Genomic DNA, 16,999 nt, shown 5'->3' with positions numbered 1-16,999 from the left:
TCAGCTGCTGACCAGGAGCGTTGCCGTGACGGCGGCGGCGACGGCCGGGCTGCGCAGCAGATCTGCGCGGCTGACGTCGAAGGAGGTCTCGCGGCCGGTGAAGCCGCCTTCGTGGTCGCGGGAGTTGAGGGACAGGGCATCCGTCCGGCGCGGTCGGCGTTCCAGTCGGAGTGCCGCCGTCAGGTAGCGGGTGTAGCCGCGGAACAGTGCCGTGAGTTCGTCGCCGACCTCGCCTTCGATGCCCCACCGCTCGAAGGCGATCCGGGAGGCGTCGGTGTAGACGGTGTGGAAGCCGTCGGCGAGGGCGGCGAACTCGCCGCCGCACTGTTCGACGATCTCTTCGGCGCGGCGGCGGAAGCGCTGTTGTTCGTCGTCCTCCAGGACGGTCATCGCGCCGAGGGCGCCGAACAGGTCGCGGGTGAGGGTGGTGGCGTTGGGTGCGCCCGGGTTGAACAGGACGACCTCGGGGCGCTCGCCCTGGCGGAGTTCGACGGCGTCGGCGAGGGCGGCCGCGTACACGCCGCCCGCGCAGTAGCCGAGGACCGCCGAGACCCGCTCGCCGGGTCGGGGCAGGGTCTCCAGCCACCACGCCAGGTACTGGTCGGCGTGCCGGGTGTCCGCCGTGGGCGGTATCGCGTGCCACACGTCGAGCCCGTCGGGCAGTAGCCGGGCCAGGTCCCGGAAGGTGGCCTCCTGGCGGGTGCTCCCGTCGAAGTCGACGGCCAGCACCAGGGCGCCCCGGTGGTCCCCGCCGAGCCGGTCCCACCCTTGCGTCGCTGCGGTCATGTGCGTACCTGCTTCCAGTCTCCGGGCGGGTCTCAGCCCTGGACGGTCCGGGCGGCGACGGCCTCGGCGACGCCGTCGACCGTCCGGCCGCGGAAGACGTCGCGGATCGTCACCTTGACGTCGAATTCCTGGCGGAGCCGGGCGACCAGGCGCGCGCCGAGCATCGAGTTGCCGCCGAGTTCGAAGAAGTCGCTCTCGCCGTCGACGGGCTCGTCGCCGCCGAGGATCTCCTGGAAGACCTGTGCGACGCGCGGCGCGATGGTCTCGGCGGTGGGCACGGCGGACGTCGGGGACGTCTGGTCGGGTGTGGTGGTCATGTGCGGTGTCCTTGCGGTCGGGGTGGTGGTGGCGGGTGCGGTGGGTGCGGTCCCGCGAGGGCCGCGCCGGGGGTCTATGCGCCGGGGCGGTCGACGGCGACGAGCCGCAGCTCGGACGCGTAGGCGGCGCCCGCGCGGTCGTGCAGCCAGTGGCCGTCGCGGTCGGGCAGCATCTCGGAGAACGAGATGCGGGAGGTGGGGTCGTCCTCGGCGGCGCTGCGGACGGCGGCGGCGAGCAGTTCCACCAGCGCGATGCTGGCGAAGTCGACGTACATCGGCTTCGCCTCGACGGCGACCCGGTAGAACGCCCGCTGCGGCAGTCCCGCGGCGTCGCGCCAGCGCAGTGCGGCCCGGTGCCGCTCGATGCGGTCGGAACGCCGGGTCCAGGCGAGGCCGGTGATGCCGATGCTCCAGGACTCGCGGGAGATCACCAGCCGGTCGATCGTGACGCGGGGGCGGTGTGCGGCGGACGGCAGCGGTTTGAAGCCGTTCATGGCGGCGCCGGAGAGGTACTCCCCCAGCACCTCCAGGATGTCCAGGTCGGGTGCGTCGGGGGAGGTGACGATCAGGCGTTCGCCGTCGCGGTGGACGCTCATCGACGCGCCGGGGACGACCCGGCCCGTGGTGCCGGTGTTGCGGGCGTGCATGGTCCAGGTCAGGTCCTGCGGGCCGGTCAGCACCGGGGGGTAGGTCCGGGAGTTGACCGCCGGGGACTCGCGGGAGGGCAGTGGGAGCACGCGCGGGGTACGGCGGTCGGCCGCGTCCATCGCGGCGGCCCGGGCGGGGTCCGGGAACTGGGACATCCCGGCCCGGCTGTCCTGGGTGTTGATCGCCAGGTGCAGCTCGCCGAGGACGAACTCGTACTCCCCTGCGGCGATCGCCTGCGGGTCACGGCTGGTGATCATGATGTCGGGGCACTGGTGGACGGCCGAGGACCACGGCGGCTCGCAGGCCGGGAACAGCTCGTGCACCCGGTCGGCGAGGTCGGCGGCCGACAGGTGGTGGCGGCGGACGCCGTCCGGGACGGCCAGGATCTCGGCCCAGCGGCGCTGGAGTTCCGGGACCACCGCCGCGACCGGCGGTGCGAGGTCCTGGAAGGAGTAGATCAGGTCCGGTGTCATGGCGTTGAGGAGGGCGTTCAGCGTCACCTCGCCGTCGGCGGAGCGCGAGCGCAGCCGCTCGTACACCTGGGTGAGGCGCCCGGCGTAGGCCTCGCCGACCCGGCCGACGAACCAGCGCGCGCTGTCGAGCATCAGGCCCAGGGGCGCGGCGAGTTCCCCGAGCAGGTCCGCTCCGAGTGCGACCTCGGTGTCGCGGACCGTGTCCTCGTAGACCACGCGCCGGCCGCCGTAGGCCTGGCCCGCGCGGCGTTCCGGGTCCTGCCCGGTCACCCGCTCGAAGACCTCGTCGAGCCGGTCCATGGCGAGGAGCACCGCGTCCGCATCGCCCGCCGCATCGCCGACGGCGTCGCGGGCGGCGAGCACCTCGTCCAGCAGGGCGAGCGCCCGCTCGCGGGCCTGCGCGTCCGCCACCTGCGCGAGCTCGTCCCGGAGGTCCTGCTCGCGGAACTCGCCGAAGGACAGCGGCAGCTCGCACACGAGCAGGTCCTCGGCGCCGAGCCGGTCGACGACGTCCGGCACGCGCTCGCCGGTCCGCCCGGTGTAGCCGGGGAGCGCACGCTCGATCTCGTGGATCGTGGTGGCGCCGTCGCACCGGTCGTGGACCTCGGCCTCCGCGGTGGTGAGCATGCGGACCTGGCCGTGCGGCCGCCGGACGCCGCCGTCGGCCGACGGGGTGTCGGCCTGCGAGCGGCGTGGCTTCAGGGACGCCCGTACCTGCGGGTCGGCGGCGATCGCGCGGGCCACCGCGTCGAGGGCCCAGGTCTCGAAGTACACCTGGCGCCGGCTCAGCAGCTTGTCGCCGGGCCGGACCGTGATCCCGGTGGTGTCCTCGCTCCAGCGGCCCCAGCAGTGCGGCCCGAAGAAGCCGATGGTCTCGTTCTTCAGTGCGTAGCGCTGGAGGTAGGTGGCGACCTTGAGTTCGCGGCGGCGCTGCTTCGCGGGCCGGGCCTTGGAGCGGGTGGCGACCTTGTCCACGCAGTCGCGCAGCATGGCGGGGTTCTGCCAGGCGATCGCCTCGCGGAGCATCGGGTCGGCCGCCGCCGAACGCAGTGCCTCCTCCAGTGCCGTGACGGCGCGTTCGTAGTGCAGGGTGAGCTGCTGCGATGCCGGGTCTTCGCCGTCCTCGGCGGCCGCGGCGGCCAGCAGGGCGTCGTCGGCGAGCGGTTCGACGGTGGCCGACGGGAAGCCGGCGGAGCGCAGTTCCACGTCCCGCCACACCTGCCATCCGGTGTCGCCGAGGGGGATCAGGTGCTCGGGGGGGTTATGGCCCGCGTCGTTCATCCGGCTTGTTCCGTCCGTCCCGTTCATGGGGTCTCCTCGATCCGGACGGTTCGTCCGGCGCACTGTGCGAGCGATTCGGCGAGGCGGTGGGTGTAGTGCTCGCCGGATTGCTGCGACAGGTGTCCGCTCCACTGCACCTCGCAGCCCAGGGCGCCGCCGTCCTCGAAGAAGCGCACCGACAGCGGGGTCTTGGCCGCGTAGTTGGGGACGTCGAGCTCGGCGGTGCAGGTCACGCCCGCGCGGGTGTGCTCGACGGACTGCTGCTGGCGGCGGTGGGAGATCATCACCTGGTTGAGTGCCTCCACCGCTCCCCCGCCGCGGCGCACGTGCGCGGCCAGGTCGGCGAAGGGGTAGTGGCGCCGCCGCAGGTCGTCGGACCAGCGCGGGTGCTCCCGCCGGACCAGGTCGACGGCCGTCTCGCCGCCCTCCCGGTGCGCGGGCATCGGCACCTCGTTCACGAAGCACCCCACCACCGGGGCGTGCGCGGCGGGCCGCTGGGACGCGGCCGCGCCGAGGACGGTCACGCCGCCGTCCGGGACGGGCAGGGCATGGTGCACCGCCGCCGAGACCAGCTTGAACACGCTGACGCCGGCGGAGGCGGCGCTGCGGCCGATGCCCTGCGCGGCGGCCGGGTCGGCGGTGATGATGCGGCGCAGCACCGTGTCGGCGGAGCCCTCGCGCGGGAACGGGGTGAGCATCGCCGACGGCTGGATCCGGTCGTACCAGTAGTCGCGGTCCTCGGTGAGCGCGGCCTCCTCGGCGGCGCGGATCCGGCGGACCAGTCGGACGTACTCGTCCTCGTCGGGCGGTTGCGGTGCTGCGGCGCCGGAGATGAGCGTGCTCAGCCGTTCGGCGAGGAGGTGGTGGCTGATCCAGTCGTAGACGAGGTGGTGGACGATCAGCACCACCGTCGTGTGCTCCGGGCCCGCCGGGAGGCTGAGGAAGCGCACCAGCGGGCCGCCGTCCACCTCGAACGGCAGCATGGTCCGGGCCGCGATGAAGGCTTCGGTGTCGGCCACGGGCTCGGCGAGTACGTCGACCTCGGGGGTCTCGTCCGAGAAGCAGTAGACGATCTCGCCGGTCCAGCCGTCGATCCCCGTCCGTACCCGCAGGGCGGGTGTCGTGGCCACCAGCAGGCGGCAGGCGGCGGCCAGGTCGGCCGCCGTCACCGGGCCGCGGACCTCGACGCGGATCGCCAGGTTGTAGGCGCCCGCCGCCTCGGCCTTCTCGTCCGCGAAGAACAGTGCGGCCTGGGCCAGGGTGGCCCGTTCGGTCCCCTGCATCAGAGCCACGGCCGGCCGCCTTCGGCCGCGATCCGGCCGATCAGACCGAACAGGCCGCGCAGGCCGGGTCGGTCCGCCGCTGCGGCAGCACCGCCCGTCGACGCCGTGGGCGTATCGGTGGCCGGGCGGGGGTGGCCGGGACGCTGCGCGGGGAAGCGGAACGGGCCGAATCGCATACGGGCTCCTGGGCTGCGGGAGGGTGGGGTCTTCCGTGCCTGCGTGCGTGGGTGTGGGACGCGAACGGGGGCGTTCCGTGGCAGGCGTGAGGAGGAGGGACCGGTTCCGTCTCCGAAGTGGCGGCCGTTCCTCCTGGTCACAGCCTGCGGGCCCGCACGACTGGCTTCAACTTCCGTGCCCCCTCAGCAAGTTGCCCGACAGCAAAGCGGGCGGGTGCATACACCGCCAAAGGGGCATTGGTGGCAGTCGGGGCATTCCGTTCGCCCGCTGGGGCACCACGCGTCCCCGGGCCACGACTTCGATGCCGGGCCCGCGCCGGATCCTGCGTGAATCTCTGCCATGTCAGGCAGGTTCGAGTCGTGGCGCGGTCTCTATCGTGGCGTCAGTTCGCGGATCGGGCGGAGGGCTCTGGCATGGCGGTGGAGACCGAGAACGTCGAGTGCTTGATGGGATGGCTCGCGGAGGGCGGCCCTGCACGGACGCACACCGGGGGCGACCTGCTGGTGGAGAGGCTCGCGGTGCTGGCCTTCCAGGACGACCGGGGGTGGCCGGACGACCCGGGGCGGGCCGTCAGCCACCGGGACGCTCTTCGTGTGTGGTTCGCGGGCGACAGCGCCGGGGAGTCCCGGTTCGTCGAAGCCACCCGTCCGGACGCGGACCCCGGCGCGTTCATCGACTGGTTCCTCCCCGTGGTGCTCGCCCGGGAGGAACAGGCCACGCGGAGCCAGGAGGGCGACGCCGGGGACGAACCGTGCTGGCGCAACCCGAACCACGACGGCACGCCCGGCACCGAGTTCTACCGGATCGACCCGGGCACCGGCGGGTACCTGTACGCGGCGGGCGAGGACGACGAGGAGTGGCTGGCCTACGAGCAGCGCCGCTACTCCGAACCGGCCAGGGACGAGGCGTACGGCCTCGCGTACCGGTACGACCGTAGGGACGGGACGTACGAGTGGTACGACGAGCAGTCTGCCGGCTGGCGGGACCAGGCCTGGGCCGATGCCCGGGCGGCCGGTACGGACGGGGCCGCCTCCGGCGCTTCGGATCGTTCGGAGGCGGCCTGGGACGGCAATGTCAGGATGTTCTACCGGCTAGGGCCGGACGGCGCCTACGAGTACGCCGACGCCAGGTCCCCCGGGAACGGGTCCAGCGGCTGCGGCGAGGTGTGGCTGAGCGCCGAGCAGGCCCGTACCCGGGTGATGCCGGTCTTCCTGATTCCCGGCTGGCAGGACCTGGAGGACGAAACGTGGGCACGGGGCTGGTACACCCTGCCGGACACGGCAGGCGGATACCGGTACCTGTACTCGCCCGAGCGGACACCGGGAGCCGGCGACGAGGGCTGGAGCGCGGTGCCCCCGGCACCTCCCGCGGACCCGACCCCGGAGCAGGAGGAGGAGTACGCGCTTCTGGGATTCACCCTCGACGAGGCGGTCGAAGCGATCAGGGCCCTCTCCGAAGCACTCGACGCGCCGGGCGCGCCGGAATGACCACCGTGGCCGCTTGAGCGGCGCCACCGACCGAGGACGGCTGGAACGAGATGGGCAACAGGCAGTCGCAGAGCATCATGGACAAGGCGGCCAAGGCCAGGGAGGAACTCAGGAGGAGCAACCGGGACGAAGCTTCGATCAGGCGCGCAGAGATCGTGCATGCGGAGATCATCTCGGCCATCAAGGAGGCCGGTTTCTCGCAGGGCCGGCTGACGGAGTTGACTCAGGCCAGCAATGACTTCCTCAATGACATAACGGGCGTCAAGAAGCAGATGGAGGACGGCAGGGAGAAGCAGCGCTTGCTGCTAGAGGAACACAAGGCGGAGGTACTCAAGAAAGCCTCCGACATACGCGGTCGATTCAATCAGGTGAACGCGTCCCTGCGCGAGACCGAAAGGGAGTCGAACAGTCTCGAGACGCAGTGGAGGAATTCCCTCGGGATCGACCAGAAGAACGAGCACGGCGTCCCCCTGCAGGCCGTGGAGGAGGCATTCCTCGACCGGGCCGACATGCGGGCACTCCGGGACCGTCGTACGGCGCTGCTCAAGCTTCGGGATGCGCTGGAGGGAGCACGGGGGCTGCCGGAGTCGGAGCAGCTGGGCAAGTTGGGCGCACAGTCCTTCCTGGATGCGTTCCAGCGTGCGGCCGGGGGTGAGGATCCGTTCCCGGCCTCCCCCTCCTCCTCCTCGTCCTCGGTTCCCGCGCCGTTGAAGCAGGCTCTGCAGCGACTCAAGTCGAGCCTCTCCGAGGTTCCCGAGCATGATGTCGATGAAGCCTTCAGGCACCTCCTGGGGGTCGGGCTCCCCGTGACCTCGATTCTCCGGGCCCCGCTGCCGGATGCCGCCGCTGCCGGGGCTCTGAAGAATTTCTCCGGGCGCGAGGGCGGGGTCTGGAATGTCACCGATGCTCTGAAGGAGGCGGACAAGGCCTTCCCCGGCGGCGATCCGCTCACTGGAGAGATCAAGGAAATGATCAGGGCGATGAGTGGGGGAGCCGGACACGGTGCACGGCTCCGCAGCAAGGCGCCGGAGATGGTGCTGGCCGGGAACAGTGCCGGTTTCGACCTGTCCCAGCGGGCCGTGTTCGAGTTCGTCGCCTCCGCGGGGATCGCCTGGGTGAGCTCGCGGTCCGAATCGGACAGCGGCGGTCCGAATCCGACGAAGATCAGAGGAAACGTCTGAGGTCGGCCGTCCCGTCCGGGTCGACGGCTCAGACGTGTTCCGGAACGACCTCGGCCAGCCGGCGTTGAAGCTGGCGGCGTGAGGAGAGGTCGAGCTTGGCGAAGACGTGGCCGAGGTGGTACTCGACGGTCTTGACGCTGACGAACAGCTGCTGGGCGATCTCGCGGTTGGTCAGGCCCTGGGCGGCGCAGCGTGCGATGTCCATCTCCCGGTCGGTGAGCCGGGTGGCCGCTCCGGCGGGCTCCGGGGCAGTGGTGGTGCCGAGTGCTCGGTGGTCGGGTTCGAGGCGGGCGAGGAAGGGGGCCGCCCCGAGTCCCTGAAGGCGGTCGCGGGCGCTGTCGATCAGGCGGAGGGCTCGTTGCCGGTCGCCCTGGCGCAGGTGCAGTGTTCCTGCCGCGTGTTCGAGCCGGGCCAGGTGCAGGGGCGGGTAGTCGGGTCCGAACGGTCGGGCGAGGACTTCGTCGTAGGCGGCCGCGGCGGCTTCCGGGTTTCCCTCGACGAAGGCGATCCGTCCTGCGGTGAAGGCGGTGATCGGTCGCAGGAATTCGATCTGTCGGCTCTGCTCCCGCAGTCGCTCCAGTGCTTCGCGGGCCTGGTCGATTCGTCCGGTGCCGGTGAGTGCTTCGGCCCACATCGGCCAGAACTGGTGGGTCGGCCAGACTCCGCCGTCGGACTGCACGAGGGCGAGGGCCGGCAGTAGCGCCTCGTACATGGCCGCGGGGTCCGCCTGGGCCTGGGCGATGGCGGCGAGGCCGAGGCTGTGGCTGTCCGCGAAGACGGGGAGGGTGGGCCGGCCGGCGATCGCCCGGCAGTGTTCGCGGGCACTCTCCCAGCGGCCCTGGCCGGCCGCGACGATCGCGGCCCAGCCGTGGCCGGCGGCCTCCTGTGTCCCGAAAGCGGCCAGTTCCGCCTCGGTGTAAGCCAGTTCGGCCTGCACCGCGGCCGCCCGCCAGTCCCCGAGCAGGTACTGGCAGACGGCGAGGTTGCTGTGTGCGTGCGAGAGGGAGAGCGGTGCGGTGGCGTCCGACCTGGCCGGCGCGAGCATGGCGCTGAAGTCCCGGGCCGCCTCCCGCAGCTGTCCGAGGGCGAGGTGGCAGAAGCCGCGGTTCACCAGCAGGACCGTGTCGGTCAGAGCGGTCTCGGCGGGGTCTTCGGGCAGGGCGGCCAGCCAGGGCTCCCGGAGAGCGGCCCGCGGGCCCTCGGTGAACATGAGGGCGATGCCCAGCAGCCATCTCACCAGCACGGAGGTGCCCTGGGTGGCCAGGTCCGCCTGTCTCATCAGTTCGGCGGCGCGTGCCTGTTCCCCGGCGTGGAAGGCGGCCACGCTCTGACGGATGGTGGCGATGGTCTCGGTCTCCCGGTCGCCCTCTTCCCGGGCCTGGGTGACGGCGAGGATTCCGAGTTGCAACGCGGTGCCGTAGTCGCCGGTCTGCTGGGCGTAGCAGCACTGCAGCATGGTGCGACGGGCGGTGGGGGCGCAGTGTTCGACCGCCTCGCGCAGTTGGGAGGCGCCTTTGAGGCCGTTGCGGTTGAAGACGTTGTTCATGTGGGTGGCGGCGGACAGCAGGCGGTCCTCGTGGAGTTCGCGGGTGTCGGACAGGTCGGCGGCCCACCGCAGGAGGGTCGCGGCGCGGGCGAGCTGGCCGTCGCCGGCCTGGCGCCGGGATTCCTGTTCGAGTTCGAGGGCCAGGGCGGGGTCGGTGGTGTCGCAGGCTGCGACCCGGTGGCTCCAGGCGGCGTCCGCGCCGACCAGGGGGGCGGCCGCGGTGTGCAGCGTACGGCGGCGCTGCGGTGTCATGGCCTGGTAGATGGCGTCGCGTTGCAGCTGGTGGTTCAGGTGGACCGGGGTGGAGGGTTCACCCGGGGACCATCCGGCCAAGCCGCACTCCAGCAGTGGCTCCAGGGCCTCGGCCACGTCGTCGATCTCGGCGAAGCGTCCGGCCAGGACGAGCGGGACTCTGGCGTCGAGTACGGCGAGGACCTCGGCGAGCGCCCGGCTCCGTGGGGGCAGGGTGTCCAGGGTCCGGCAGATGGCACTGCTGAGCGAGGTGGGCACCGGGAGGGGGCGGTCGGGGTCGGCCAGGTCGGCCGGGGTGACTGATTCCAGCAGGGACAGCAGGTGCAGGGGGTGCCCGTCGGTGTGGCGCCACAGCCGATGGGCCAGGTCCGGTCGGGCTTCGGCTCCCGGTCCGGCGAGTGTTCTGACGTCGTTCTCGGGCAGGCCGGACAGACGCAGCACGTGGGTGTTGGCGATGCCCGACTCCAGATGCCGCCATTCCTGGACGTCCTGTTCGGACAGGACGTCCGTCGGTCCTGCGGCGGTGAGCGGGGAGGTGCGGGCGGTGACGACCACCAGGACTCTGTCAGCCCACAGGCGGCGCAGCAGGAACCGCAGGGCGCGCAGCGACTCCTCGTCCGCCCACTGTGCGTCGTCGACGGCGAGGAGAACGGGGCCGTCGCTCTGGGCCTGGTCGATGAGCTCGATCAGTTCGGCTCCGACGGCGGACGGTGCGGTGGTGGGGCCGAGAGGTCTGCTCAGGACTTCGAAGCGTTCGAGCGTGTCGCGGTCGGCGCGGAGCAGCCACTGGCCGACGGCGCCGAAGGCCCAGTCCTGCTCGGAGGGGTCGCACAGGGCCCACCAGGTCGAGAAGCCGTCGAGGTGGTCGAGTGCTTGGCGGACCAGGGCGGTCTTGCCGATCCCCGCCTCGCCCTCGACAAGTACCAGGCCGGGGGTGCCCTGTTCGGCCTGGGCGGCGTACCGGGCCAGCACGGCGAGTTCTGCTGCGCGGCCCACGAACGAGCCCCCCGCCGCTGGCCCTGCCCGGGTCTGGGTGGTCCCCTCGGTGTCGCTGGAGATGACAGCCACAGACACGATTATTTCACAGCAGATGCACCAGATGTGTCGATTGTCCCTTTATCTCCTCTATGCCTGCGCGGTCGCGGCCGCTGGTCCACCTGCACCGGGGCTCGGTTCTCCCCCGCGGCGCCGTCGATCGGTCGTCTAGGTGTCGGCCGCACTGCGGAGCGTGAGGCCGCGTGCCGCCACCCGTGCGGCGAGCTCCCGTGACGGCCCGAGCCGATCGTCCATGGCAGCGCTGATGTAGGTGCGGCGTCCGACGGTCGTCCTGGCCGATCTGATCGTTCCCGTCCGGACCCGCGCCCCCTGCCCTTTGAGTGCGGCGGCGAGTTCCATGGCCCGGCGCTGCTGTTCGGACGGATCAATGACCAGGGTCGCCTCGAATTCGATGAGTCGGAGCTTCCGCCCGGTGTTCTGGCGAAGTCCGTCGATCCGGTGCTCGTTGGCCGTCCTCATCAGCACGGGGGAGCCCCCGACCATGAACCGCCACTCCACCCGGACCTCACTCGACATGTCGACCCTCATCTGCAAAGCCAGCTCCAGGAGCGGGTCCTCCGGGATGATCCGCTCTGTGCGCTCGGTGCTGCCGGGGTTCTCCTCCCACTTCTCGGCGAGCCTGCGGCGGGCCTGCGCCGCGTCGAATCCGTGGTCGCGCAGCAGCCTGCGCAAGTTGATCCACGGCAGGGGGATTCCGTAGAGCGTCTCTCCGTAGCCGAGCTGTGGCAGCACCGTCGGATTGGACAGGCCGATCTGCTCGGCTGCCAGCGCACGCCGGTGGGCACGCCACGGACGGGTGCTTCCGTCGTCCAGCACCACCCGGGCGCCGTCGTCAGCGGGCGGGCCCGGCTCCGGACGCCAAGCCTCGCCGCCGGGGGCGGAGCTGGCCCAGGACCCGTCGGGCAGGGGACGCCAGAGTCTGTCCCGGGAGCTGCGGCTCGGCCCCTTCTTCTCCCCCGGGACCTGCTGCCGTCGCGGCTTCGCCCCCGGCGGAAGGAACTCGGCCAGCTGCTCCAGGACCTCTTGAGGGAGATCCTCGGCGATCCGTACACCGCCCCACCCGGATACCAGGGATACCGTCCAGAGCGCACCGAGATCCTCGGCCAGCCTGACCGCCAGCCTTCCCTCCGGTCGGCCCGGCGCGGCCGTGAGCAGCACCGATCCGCCCAGAACGTAGGCCGAGGAGCCCGGGAGCAGCGTGCCGTCGTTCATCACGCGCACCGATTCCCGGGACAGCACGGCGCGGACCGTGGTGGCCCCGTCGACGCTACCGATCTTGATTCCGTTGACCGTGCCGGGCCGGTCCACGGCGTTCAGCGCAGCGGCCGGCCCGGCCATACCTCCGATACCCAACAGCTCCAGGGCCTCCTCGCGGGTGTACCAACGGCCCCCCAGCTCCTGCCGTCCCCGCGCGGTCTCCAGGTCCAGGTGGAACGCGTACAGCGGCGGTTCGGGCTCTGTGTCCCGCGAAGCGGTGTGGTGGGCCAGCACGTCTTCCACGAAGTCCTCGTGATAGGCCTCGAGTACACCTTCCAGTGCCGCACGCAGCAGGTCCGCCTCGCTGAGCCCGTCACCGGCGGCTTCGCGCGCGGCCGCCAGCGCCTGGCCGACCAGGGTGTTCTTCTCCGGATCCAGGCCCCAGGTGGCACGGTGGTCCCGGAGTACCGCCTGGACGTCGGCGGTCTCCGCCGTGGCGCAGCAGTACGCCAGGAGCGCGGCCTCCGCGATCGACGGGTTCTGCCCCGCGTCCGTCTTCGGGAGCGGATCGTAGGTCGGCCCGTACAGGCAGAAGTCCGCGAACGCGGTCACGGCCTCCTGGTCCGACAGGCACGTGGCGAAGTCGAGGCATGCGTTCGTCCTGCTCGAGAGCAGGGCCAGGTCACGGTCCAGCGCTTGCCGGTCCGCTGTCTCCGGGTCGAGCCAGCCAGCCATACCCGGGCTCCTTCCTCGGGATCGCGTGGACCACTGTGTACGGCTCCCGGAGCACGTTCCCTGCGCGAACGCGCCGACCTGAGCGCAGATGTCGAAGACCGCGTTCGGGCCTGCCGGCCGGGTACGACGAGCAGGTGGCGAAGGTTTACTGACGGCATGATCGAGGACCGGCGTGTCGGGTGGCTTGAGCTGTTCTACGACCTGATGTTCGTCGCTCTGGTCGCCCAGTTGGCCCACCCGTTGGTGGGTGACCCGAGTTTCCGGGCCGCGTTGACGATGCTCGCGCTGTTCGCCCCGGTGTGGTGGGTGTGGGTGTCCTCGACCGTCTACACCAATCTGTTCGGCGAGGGCGGTGCGGAGCGCCGGGTCGCGGTCATGGGTCAGATGGCGGTCGTCCTGGTCATGGCCGCCGGGGCCGGTGATGCCGCGCACGGGCGCACCGCGCTGTTCGCCGGGTCCTACGTGGCCGTCCTGGCCGGGCTGCTGCTGGTCCGATGGCTGCTCGGCCGGCGGCATCCGCGCGGAGGCTCCAGCGCCGCGGTACTGATCTCGATGACGTGCTGGGCCGCGTCGATACCCCTGCACCCACCGCTGGTCTATCCGCTGTGGGCGGCCGGGACCGGCGTCGAGATCGCCACCGCCCTCTACCGGCGCACCAGTTCCGTGGACGTCTCCCACCTGGTGGACCGGTTCGGCGGCTTCATCATCATCGTGCTCGGCGAGGGAGTGGCGCAGTTGGTGAGCGGGCTGGTCGCCGCGCACTCCACGCCGCACTCGGTGGCGACCGCGGTCGCGGCCTTCGCGGTGCTCTGCGCGGTCTGCTGGATCTACTTCGACTTCGGCTCGGCCCTCGCCGCCTCCACCCTGCGGAACCGGCCTCACGACGCGTTCGTGCTGGCCCGGCGCATCTTCATGTACGGGCACTTCCTCCCCGCCGCGGCCCTCATGACCCTGGTCGCGGGGTTGGGGACGCTGCTCGGCCGTCCGAGCCCCGGAGTGCTCTGGCTGATGTCGGCCGCTCTCATGATCTTCCTGTGCAACAACGCCTTCCTCGCCGTCACCACGGTCGGACAACAGCCTGCCCGGGTCGCCCGGTGGCTCGTGCCGTCCCTCGCCCTCCTGACGCTGGTGGGCCGACTGGGCCAGAACCTGGACCCGGCGCTTCAGGCCGCCGCCCTGTTCGCCGCCTTCACCACGCCGGCGGCGGTCAACCGTCTGGTGATCCTGCGGCCCGTTTCTCCCCGACGCGGCGCATGATGCCGCCCCGCCCCACGCCGAAGGCATGTCCCTGACCCAGCGGAACCTGACGGGCGGCGGCCCCCCGGTGGACGAGGTCGGCGAACCGTGCCCGATCTCCTGCCCTTCGGGCATCCTCGCCCGACGCCGCCACGCACGAACGTAGGACGTGGCCGACCGGGAAACTCCGGCCTGCATGCGGATGCCTGTTCACAGTCCCCCATTCGGCACTCGGCACGGAGGCGATGAGGATGTTCGATGGTCACTCGAAGGTGCGCAACGGCGCGATGTGCGCGGTGATCGCGCTGACCACTGCCGGAACCTCGCTCGCGGCGACCGCCTCGAACGCCGATGCCGCACAGGTCCCCTCGAACTCGCAGAGCTGCAAACCGGTGTCGCTCTGGGCGAACACCGGGGATCACGGCGCCCGCCTGCTGGAGTTCAACCCCGCCACGGGCGCCAAGCTGCGCGACGTTCCGCTGACACGCGTCTACGGCGACATCGCCTTCAGCTCCGACGGGAAGACCCTCTACGGGGCAGACTGGGCGTCGCCCAGCGTCCTGGCGACGATCGACCCCCGGACGGGGCAGGAGATTTCCACCATCCCGATCACCGGGCCGGCCGGAGCCGTCGGAATCATCTCCCTGACCGCTCTCCCCAACGGCTTGCTGCTGGCCGGAAGCGGCACCACCACGGTGTGGACCATCGACCCTCGGACCGGGGCGAGTGCGGCCTACGCCGACTTCCCGGCGGGGTTCTCCGCCTCCGGCGACCTGATGGTCCTAGGCGACGGCGACGTCATCTCGCTGAGGCGGTCGGCGACGGACCCGACCGCTCTGTTCCGGCTCCACCCGGACCGCACCACCACGGAGCTGGGTTCGCTCCCCGCGTCGTACGGACTCGCACAGTCCGCGGGAAGGACGTACTCCTTCACCGCCGACGGCCGCATCCTGCGTCTGAACCCGGTGCCCAGGAACTCGTCCACGCAGCCGCTGGGGTTCACGGAGGTCAAGAACACGGGGGACCAGTTCTTCGGTGCCACGTCGACCCAGAGCGCCGGTAGCTGCGATGACGGCAGGAGGCCGCTCGGAAGCGCGCTGTTCGACCTGATCCACAAGATCTTCTCGTGGATCTTCTAGACCGCTCGGTCTTCTGCACCCGCCGACCGGGACGGGATCCGCACGCCGTGCCGGACCCGCACCGGTGAGTCGGGCGGCCGCCGGGCCGGGTTCAGCCGACCTCGACGTAGGCGACGAGGACGATCGTGCCGAGCACGGTGGAGATGTAGGCGATCCGCGCACCGTCCTTGGCGTACTCCAGGACCGGGCTGTCGGGGCGCATCTGGACGCCGGCGGTCTTCGGGGACGATGCGATGGTGTTGAGGTGCGGGTCGAGCCTGGCCAGGGCCGCGTCGTCCATTTCGGCGATCTGGCGCTCGGCGACCTCGTGGAAGGTGATGACCGCGCGGCGCGGGATGCGATCAGGCAACGCGCTGCTCGCCGCCGGCCGCCGGGGCGGTCTCGATCCCGCGTTCGGACCTGATGTCCTCCCACGTACGGCAGGCGTTCAGGTCGACACCGTGCTCCGCCAGGTCGAGCAGGACGTACGCGAGGGTGGGATCCTCCAGCGCGGTGTCCCGGGCCGTTGCGCGCAGTTGCCCGGCCTCGGCAGGGTCGAACACCATTCGCATCGGTCCTCCAGAGCGTCAAGTGACGGTGCCTCAAGGGTAGCGCAGCGCCCGGGAACCGGGGACCGGTCCGGCTTCGCGAACCGTTCGGCCGCCGGAGCTTCGTTGTCCGGTCGGTTCTCCCGCGACGGGGGCGGTGACCGGCACGTCGCCCCCGTGGGGAGCGGCCCGGTAGCCGGATTTCTCCAGCAGCACGGCCGGCGCCGAGGTCACACCGTCCCAGCCGGCGGCGAACGCCGTGGCCGTCGGATGTGCCGGCCCGGCGTCCGGCCGGGTTCCGGCGGAGGAAGACCTCGGCGGCAGGGGCGGACCGAACACGGGTGATCCGGATGATCCGGCCCGCCGGCCGACGATCACGCCCTGGCGGCACAGCCGCACATGGAGGCCGGCCGCACCGGGGGCGGCGATGGCCAGGCCTTCCCGCCAGCAGGGCGCACACGCCCTCGAACAGTGCACGGTGGTCACACGGGGACCCTACCGGCCGGCAGGGCGGTGCACGGCGGCAGAGACCGGGCACGCTCGGGGAGCCTCACTCGGACGGCCCGGGGCTACCCCGGCCGGTGCGGGGTCCGGTAGGTGTCGGCCATGGCGGCGGCCGTCCGCGCGATCAGTGCCCTCAGCTCGGGGGGCTGCAGCACCTCCGCCTCCGCGCCGAGGCGCAGCAGCGTGCGGGCGGCGTGGTCGTGGGACTCGATCGGGATGACGACGTGGATCCGGCCGTCGGGGTCGGGCGGTCCGGCGCTCTCCAGGGCGGCGCGCGCGACGGAGGGTTCCACGAGCTCCGGCAGCTCCTTCAGGATGCCCGGCGAGAGCCGTACCAGCGCCTCGCCCTGCCGACGGCGGGCGTCGAAGTCGTCCAGCGAGGACTTCCAGTGGGTGGCCAGGTCGAAGCCGTCGGGCCGGTCGAAGTGGTCCGCGAGCACCTCGGCCCGGAGGATCTGGGAGACGCGGTAGGTGCGGACGGATTCCGGCTGTCCCGCCACCAGGTACCAGCGGCCGGCTTTGAGCACCACCCCGTAGGGCTCGACCGTGCGGACCACCTCCTGGGGCGCCTTCCAGCGGTGGTAGCGGATCCGGATGCGGCGCTGTTGCCAGAGTGCGTCGACCACGGCGGCCAGGTGTGGTGTGACGTCCGCCTCGGTGTACCAGGCGGAGGTGTCGAGGTGGAACCGCTGCTGCAGGACGCCGGTCTGCTCGCGAAGTTCGGCGGGCAGCGCGGCTGTCAGCTTGAGCTGGGCGGCGGCGAGGACGGATTCCAGGCCGAGGTCCGCGGCCGCGCCGGGCAGACCGGTCAGGAAGAGCGCCTGTGCCTCGTCGTGGGTCAGTCCGGTCAGCCGGGTCCGGTAGCCGCCGATGAGCCGGTAGCCGCCGTCGTGGCCGGGGTCCGCGTAGAGCGGGACCCCGGCGGCGCTGAGCGATTCCATGTCCCGGTACACGGTGCGGACGGACACGTCCAGCTCCTCGGCCAGCTGCCGGGCGGTCATCCGGCCACGGGTCTGGAGCAGCAACAGGACGGACAGCAGACGACTCGCACGCATGCGGAGAAGTCTGCCGTACTCCACTGACACAAGGTGTCAGTGGAGCCGGGCTACGTTCCTCCGGTCGGGCAGCGGGCCCGGCCCGTACAAGCGCAAGAGCAAGAGCAAGAGCTAAGGAA

14 protein-coding genes are annotated in these 16,999 nt (G+C 71.6%); 4 read left to right on the top strand and 10 right to left on the bottom strand.

Features of this window, described 5'->3' with window-relative positions; genetic code table 11:
• The 5 genes from AB0D08_RS17750 to AB0D08_RS17730 all read right to left on the bottom strand — a co-directional run bounded on the left by AB0D08_RS17750 (nucleotide 1) and on the right by AB0D08_RS17730 (nucleotide 4,964).
• On the bottom strand, nucleotides 1-786 hold the full coding sequence (locus tag AB0D08_RS17750) for a hypothetical protein (protein ID WP_051812348.1): 786 nt from the start codon (nucleotides 784-786) through the stop codon (nucleotides 1-3).
• Between the two features lie 32 nt (nucleotides 787-818).
• The gene (locus AB0D08_RS17745; protein ID WP_033820351.1) at nucleotides 819-1,103 is read right to left on the bottom strand and encodes a phosphopantetheine-binding protein; all 285 of its coding nucleotides are present in this window, start codon (nucleotides 1,101-1,103) and stop codon (nucleotides 819-821) included.
• 74 nt (nucleotides 1,104-1,177) lie between these two features.
• The gene (locus AB0D08_RS17740) at nucleotides 1,178-3,532 is read right to left on the bottom strand and encodes a lantibiotic dehydratase (RefSeq protein ID WP_359889708.1); all 2,355 of its coding nucleotides are present in this window, start codon (nucleotides 3,530-3,532) and stop codon (nucleotides 1,178-1,180) included.
• Nucleotides 3,529-4,788 carry a condensation domain-containing protein gene (locus tag AB0D08_RS17735; RefSeq protein ID WP_033820349.1) on the bottom strand — a complete coding sequence of 420 codons (1,260 nt, stop codon included), beginning with the start codon at nucleotides 4,786-4,788 and terminating at the stop codon, nucleotides 3,529-3,531. Before AB0D08_RS17735 ends, AB0D08_RS17740 begins: the two co-directional genes overlap by 4 nt.
• Nucleotides 4,788-4,964, bottom strand: coding sequence for a hypothetical protein (locus AB0D08_RS17730; RefSeq protein WP_158515497.1), 177 nt, complete (start codon nucleotides 4,962-4,964; stop codon nucleotides 4,788-4,790). The genes AB0D08_RS17735 and AB0D08_RS17730 overlap by 1 nt, the downstream gene beginning before the upstream one ends.
• Nucleotides 4,965-5,378: 414 nt before the next feature.
• Between AB0D08_RS17730 and AB0D08_RS17725 the strand changes: the two genes are divergently transcribed.
• Together AB0D08_RS17725 and AB0D08_RS17720 are read left to right on the top strand one after the other, a co-directional pair.
• Nucleotides 5,379-6,452, top strand: coding sequence for a hypothetical protein (locus AB0D08_RS17725; RefSeq protein ID WP_033820348.1), 1,074 nt, complete (start codon nucleotides 5,379-5,381; stop codon nucleotides 6,450-6,452).
• 50 nt (nucleotides 6,453-6,502) lie between these two features.
• On the top strand, nucleotides 6,503-7,633 hold the full coding sequence (locus AB0D08_RS17720) for a hypothetical protein (protein ID WP_033820347.1): 1,131 nt from the start codon (nucleotides 6,503-6,505) through the stop codon (nucleotides 7,631-7,633).
• 28 nt (nucleotides 7,634-7,661) lie between these two features.
• On the opposite strand, the gene AB0D08_RS17715 is transcribed toward AB0D08_RS17720, so the two are convergent.
• Both AB0D08_RS17715 and AB0D08_RS17710 read right to left on the bottom strand, forming a co-directional pair.
• The gene (locus AB0D08_RS17715) at nucleotides 7,662-10,499 is read right to left on the bottom strand and encodes a LuxR family transcriptional regulator (RefSeq protein WP_149038126.1); all 2,838 of its coding nucleotides are present in this window, start codon (nucleotides 10,497-10,499) and stop codon (nucleotides 7,662-7,664) included.
• Between the two features lie 135 nt (nucleotides 10,500-10,634).
• Complete coding sequence (locus tag AB0D08_RS17710) at nucleotides 10,635-12,656, bottom strand: hypothetical protein (protein WP_359889703.1); 2,022 nt, start codon at nucleotides 12,654-12,656, stop codon at nucleotides 10,635-10,637.
• Here AB0D08_RS17710 and AB0D08_RS17705 point away from each other — a divergent pair.
• Together AB0D08_RS17705 and AB0D08_RS17700 are read left to right on the top strand one after the other, a co-directional pair.
• Nucleotides 12,576-13,676 (top strand): low temperature requirement protein A, encoded by a 1,101-nt coding sequence (locus AB0D08_RS17705; protein WP_359889701.1) that lies wholly within the window; start codon nucleotides 12,576-12,578, stop codon nucleotides 13,674-13,676. The two genes, AB0D08_RS17710 and AB0D08_RS17705, sit on opposite strands and share 81 nt — an antisense overlap.
• A gap of 275 nt (nucleotides 13,677-13,951) precedes the next feature.
• The gene (locus AB0D08_RS17700) at nucleotides 13,952-14,794 is read left to right on the top strand and encodes a hypothetical protein (RefSeq protein ID WP_359889698.1); all 843 of its coding nucleotides are present in this window, start codon (nucleotides 13,952-13,954) and stop codon (nucleotides 14,792-14,794) included.
• 91 nt (nucleotides 14,795-14,885) lie between these two features.
• Here the strand turns inward: AB0D08_RS17700 and AB0D08_RS17695 are convergent, their stop codons facing one another.
• The 3 genes from AB0D08_RS17695 to AB0D08_RS17685 all read right to left on the bottom strand — a co-directional run bounded on the left by AB0D08_RS17695 (nucleotide 14,886) and on the right by AB0D08_RS17685 (nucleotide 16,880).
• Nucleotides 14,886-15,143 (bottom strand): hypothetical protein, encoded by a 258-nt coding sequence (locus AB0D08_RS17695; protein ID WP_033820342.1) that lies wholly within the window; start codon nucleotides 15,141-15,143, stop codon nucleotides 14,886-14,888.
• Complete coding sequence (locus AB0D08_RS17690; protein WP_033820341.1) at nucleotides 15,136-15,339, bottom strand: hypothetical protein; 204 nt, start codon at nucleotides 15,337-15,339, stop codon at nucleotides 15,136-15,138. The genes AB0D08_RS17695 and AB0D08_RS17690 overlap by 8 nt, the downstream gene beginning before the upstream one ends.
• A gap of 551 nt (nucleotides 15,340-15,890) precedes the next feature.
• Nucleotides 15,891-16,880, bottom strand: coding sequence for a YafY family protein (locus tag AB0D08_RS17685; protein ID WP_033820340.1), 990 nt, complete (start codon nucleotides 16,878-16,880; stop codon nucleotides 15,891-15,893).
• Between the last annotated feature and the right edge of the window lie 119 nt (nucleotides 16,881-16,999).

The sequence above is a fragment of the Kitasatospora sp. NPDC048540 genome (assembly GCF_040651175.1).
In the GTDB taxonomy this organism is placed as follows: Bacteria; Actinomycetota; Actinomycetes; order Streptomycetales; family Streptomycetaceae; genus Kitasatospora.
This window is presented reverse-complemented; position numbering and strand designations above follow the sequence as displayed.

Excerpts from the sequence above, each read along its gene's own strand:
- AB0D08_RS17750 (WP_051812348.1), bottom strand. The coding sequence starts at position 786 with ATGACCGCAGCGACGCAAGGGTGGGACCGGCTCGGCGGGGACCACCGG.
- AB0D08_RS17745 (WP_033820351.1), bottom strand. The coding sequence starts at position 1,103 with ATGACCACCACACCCGACCAGACGTCCCCGACGTCCGCCGTGCCCACC.
- AB0D08_RS17740 (WP_359889708.1), bottom strand. The coding sequence starts at position 3,532 with ATGAACGGGACGGACGGAACAAGCCGGATGAACGACGCGGGCCATAAC.
- AB0D08_RS17735 (WP_033820349.1), bottom strand. The coding sequence starts at position 4,788 with ATGCAGGGGACCGAACGGGCCACCCTGGCCCAGGCCGCACTGTTCTTC.
- AB0D08_RS17730 (WP_158515497.1), bottom strand. The coding sequence starts at position 4,964 with ATGCGATTCGGCCCGTTCCGCTTCCCCGCGCAGCGTCCCGGCCACCCC.
- AB0D08_RS17725 (WP_033820348.1), top strand. The coding sequence starts at position 5,379 with ATGGCGGTGGAGACCGAGAACGTCGAGTGCTTGATGGGATGGCTCGCG.
- AB0D08_RS17720 (WP_033820347.1), top strand. The coding sequence starts at position 6,503 with ATGGGCAACAGGCAGTCGCAGAGCATCATGGACAAGGCGGCCAAGGCC.
- AB0D08_RS17705 (WP_359889701.1), top strand. The coding sequence starts at position 12,576 with ATGATCGAGGACCGGCGTGTCGGGTGGCTTGAGCTGTTCTACGACCTG.
- AB0D08_RS17690 (WP_033820341.1), bottom strand. The coding sequence starts at position 15,339 with ATGGTGTTCGACCCTGCCGAGGCCGGGCAACTGCGCGCAACGGCCCGG.
- AB0D08_RS17685 (WP_033820340.1), bottom strand. The coding sequence starts at position 16,880 with ATGCGTGCGAGTCGTCTGCTGTCCGTCCTGTTGCTGCTCCAGACCCGT.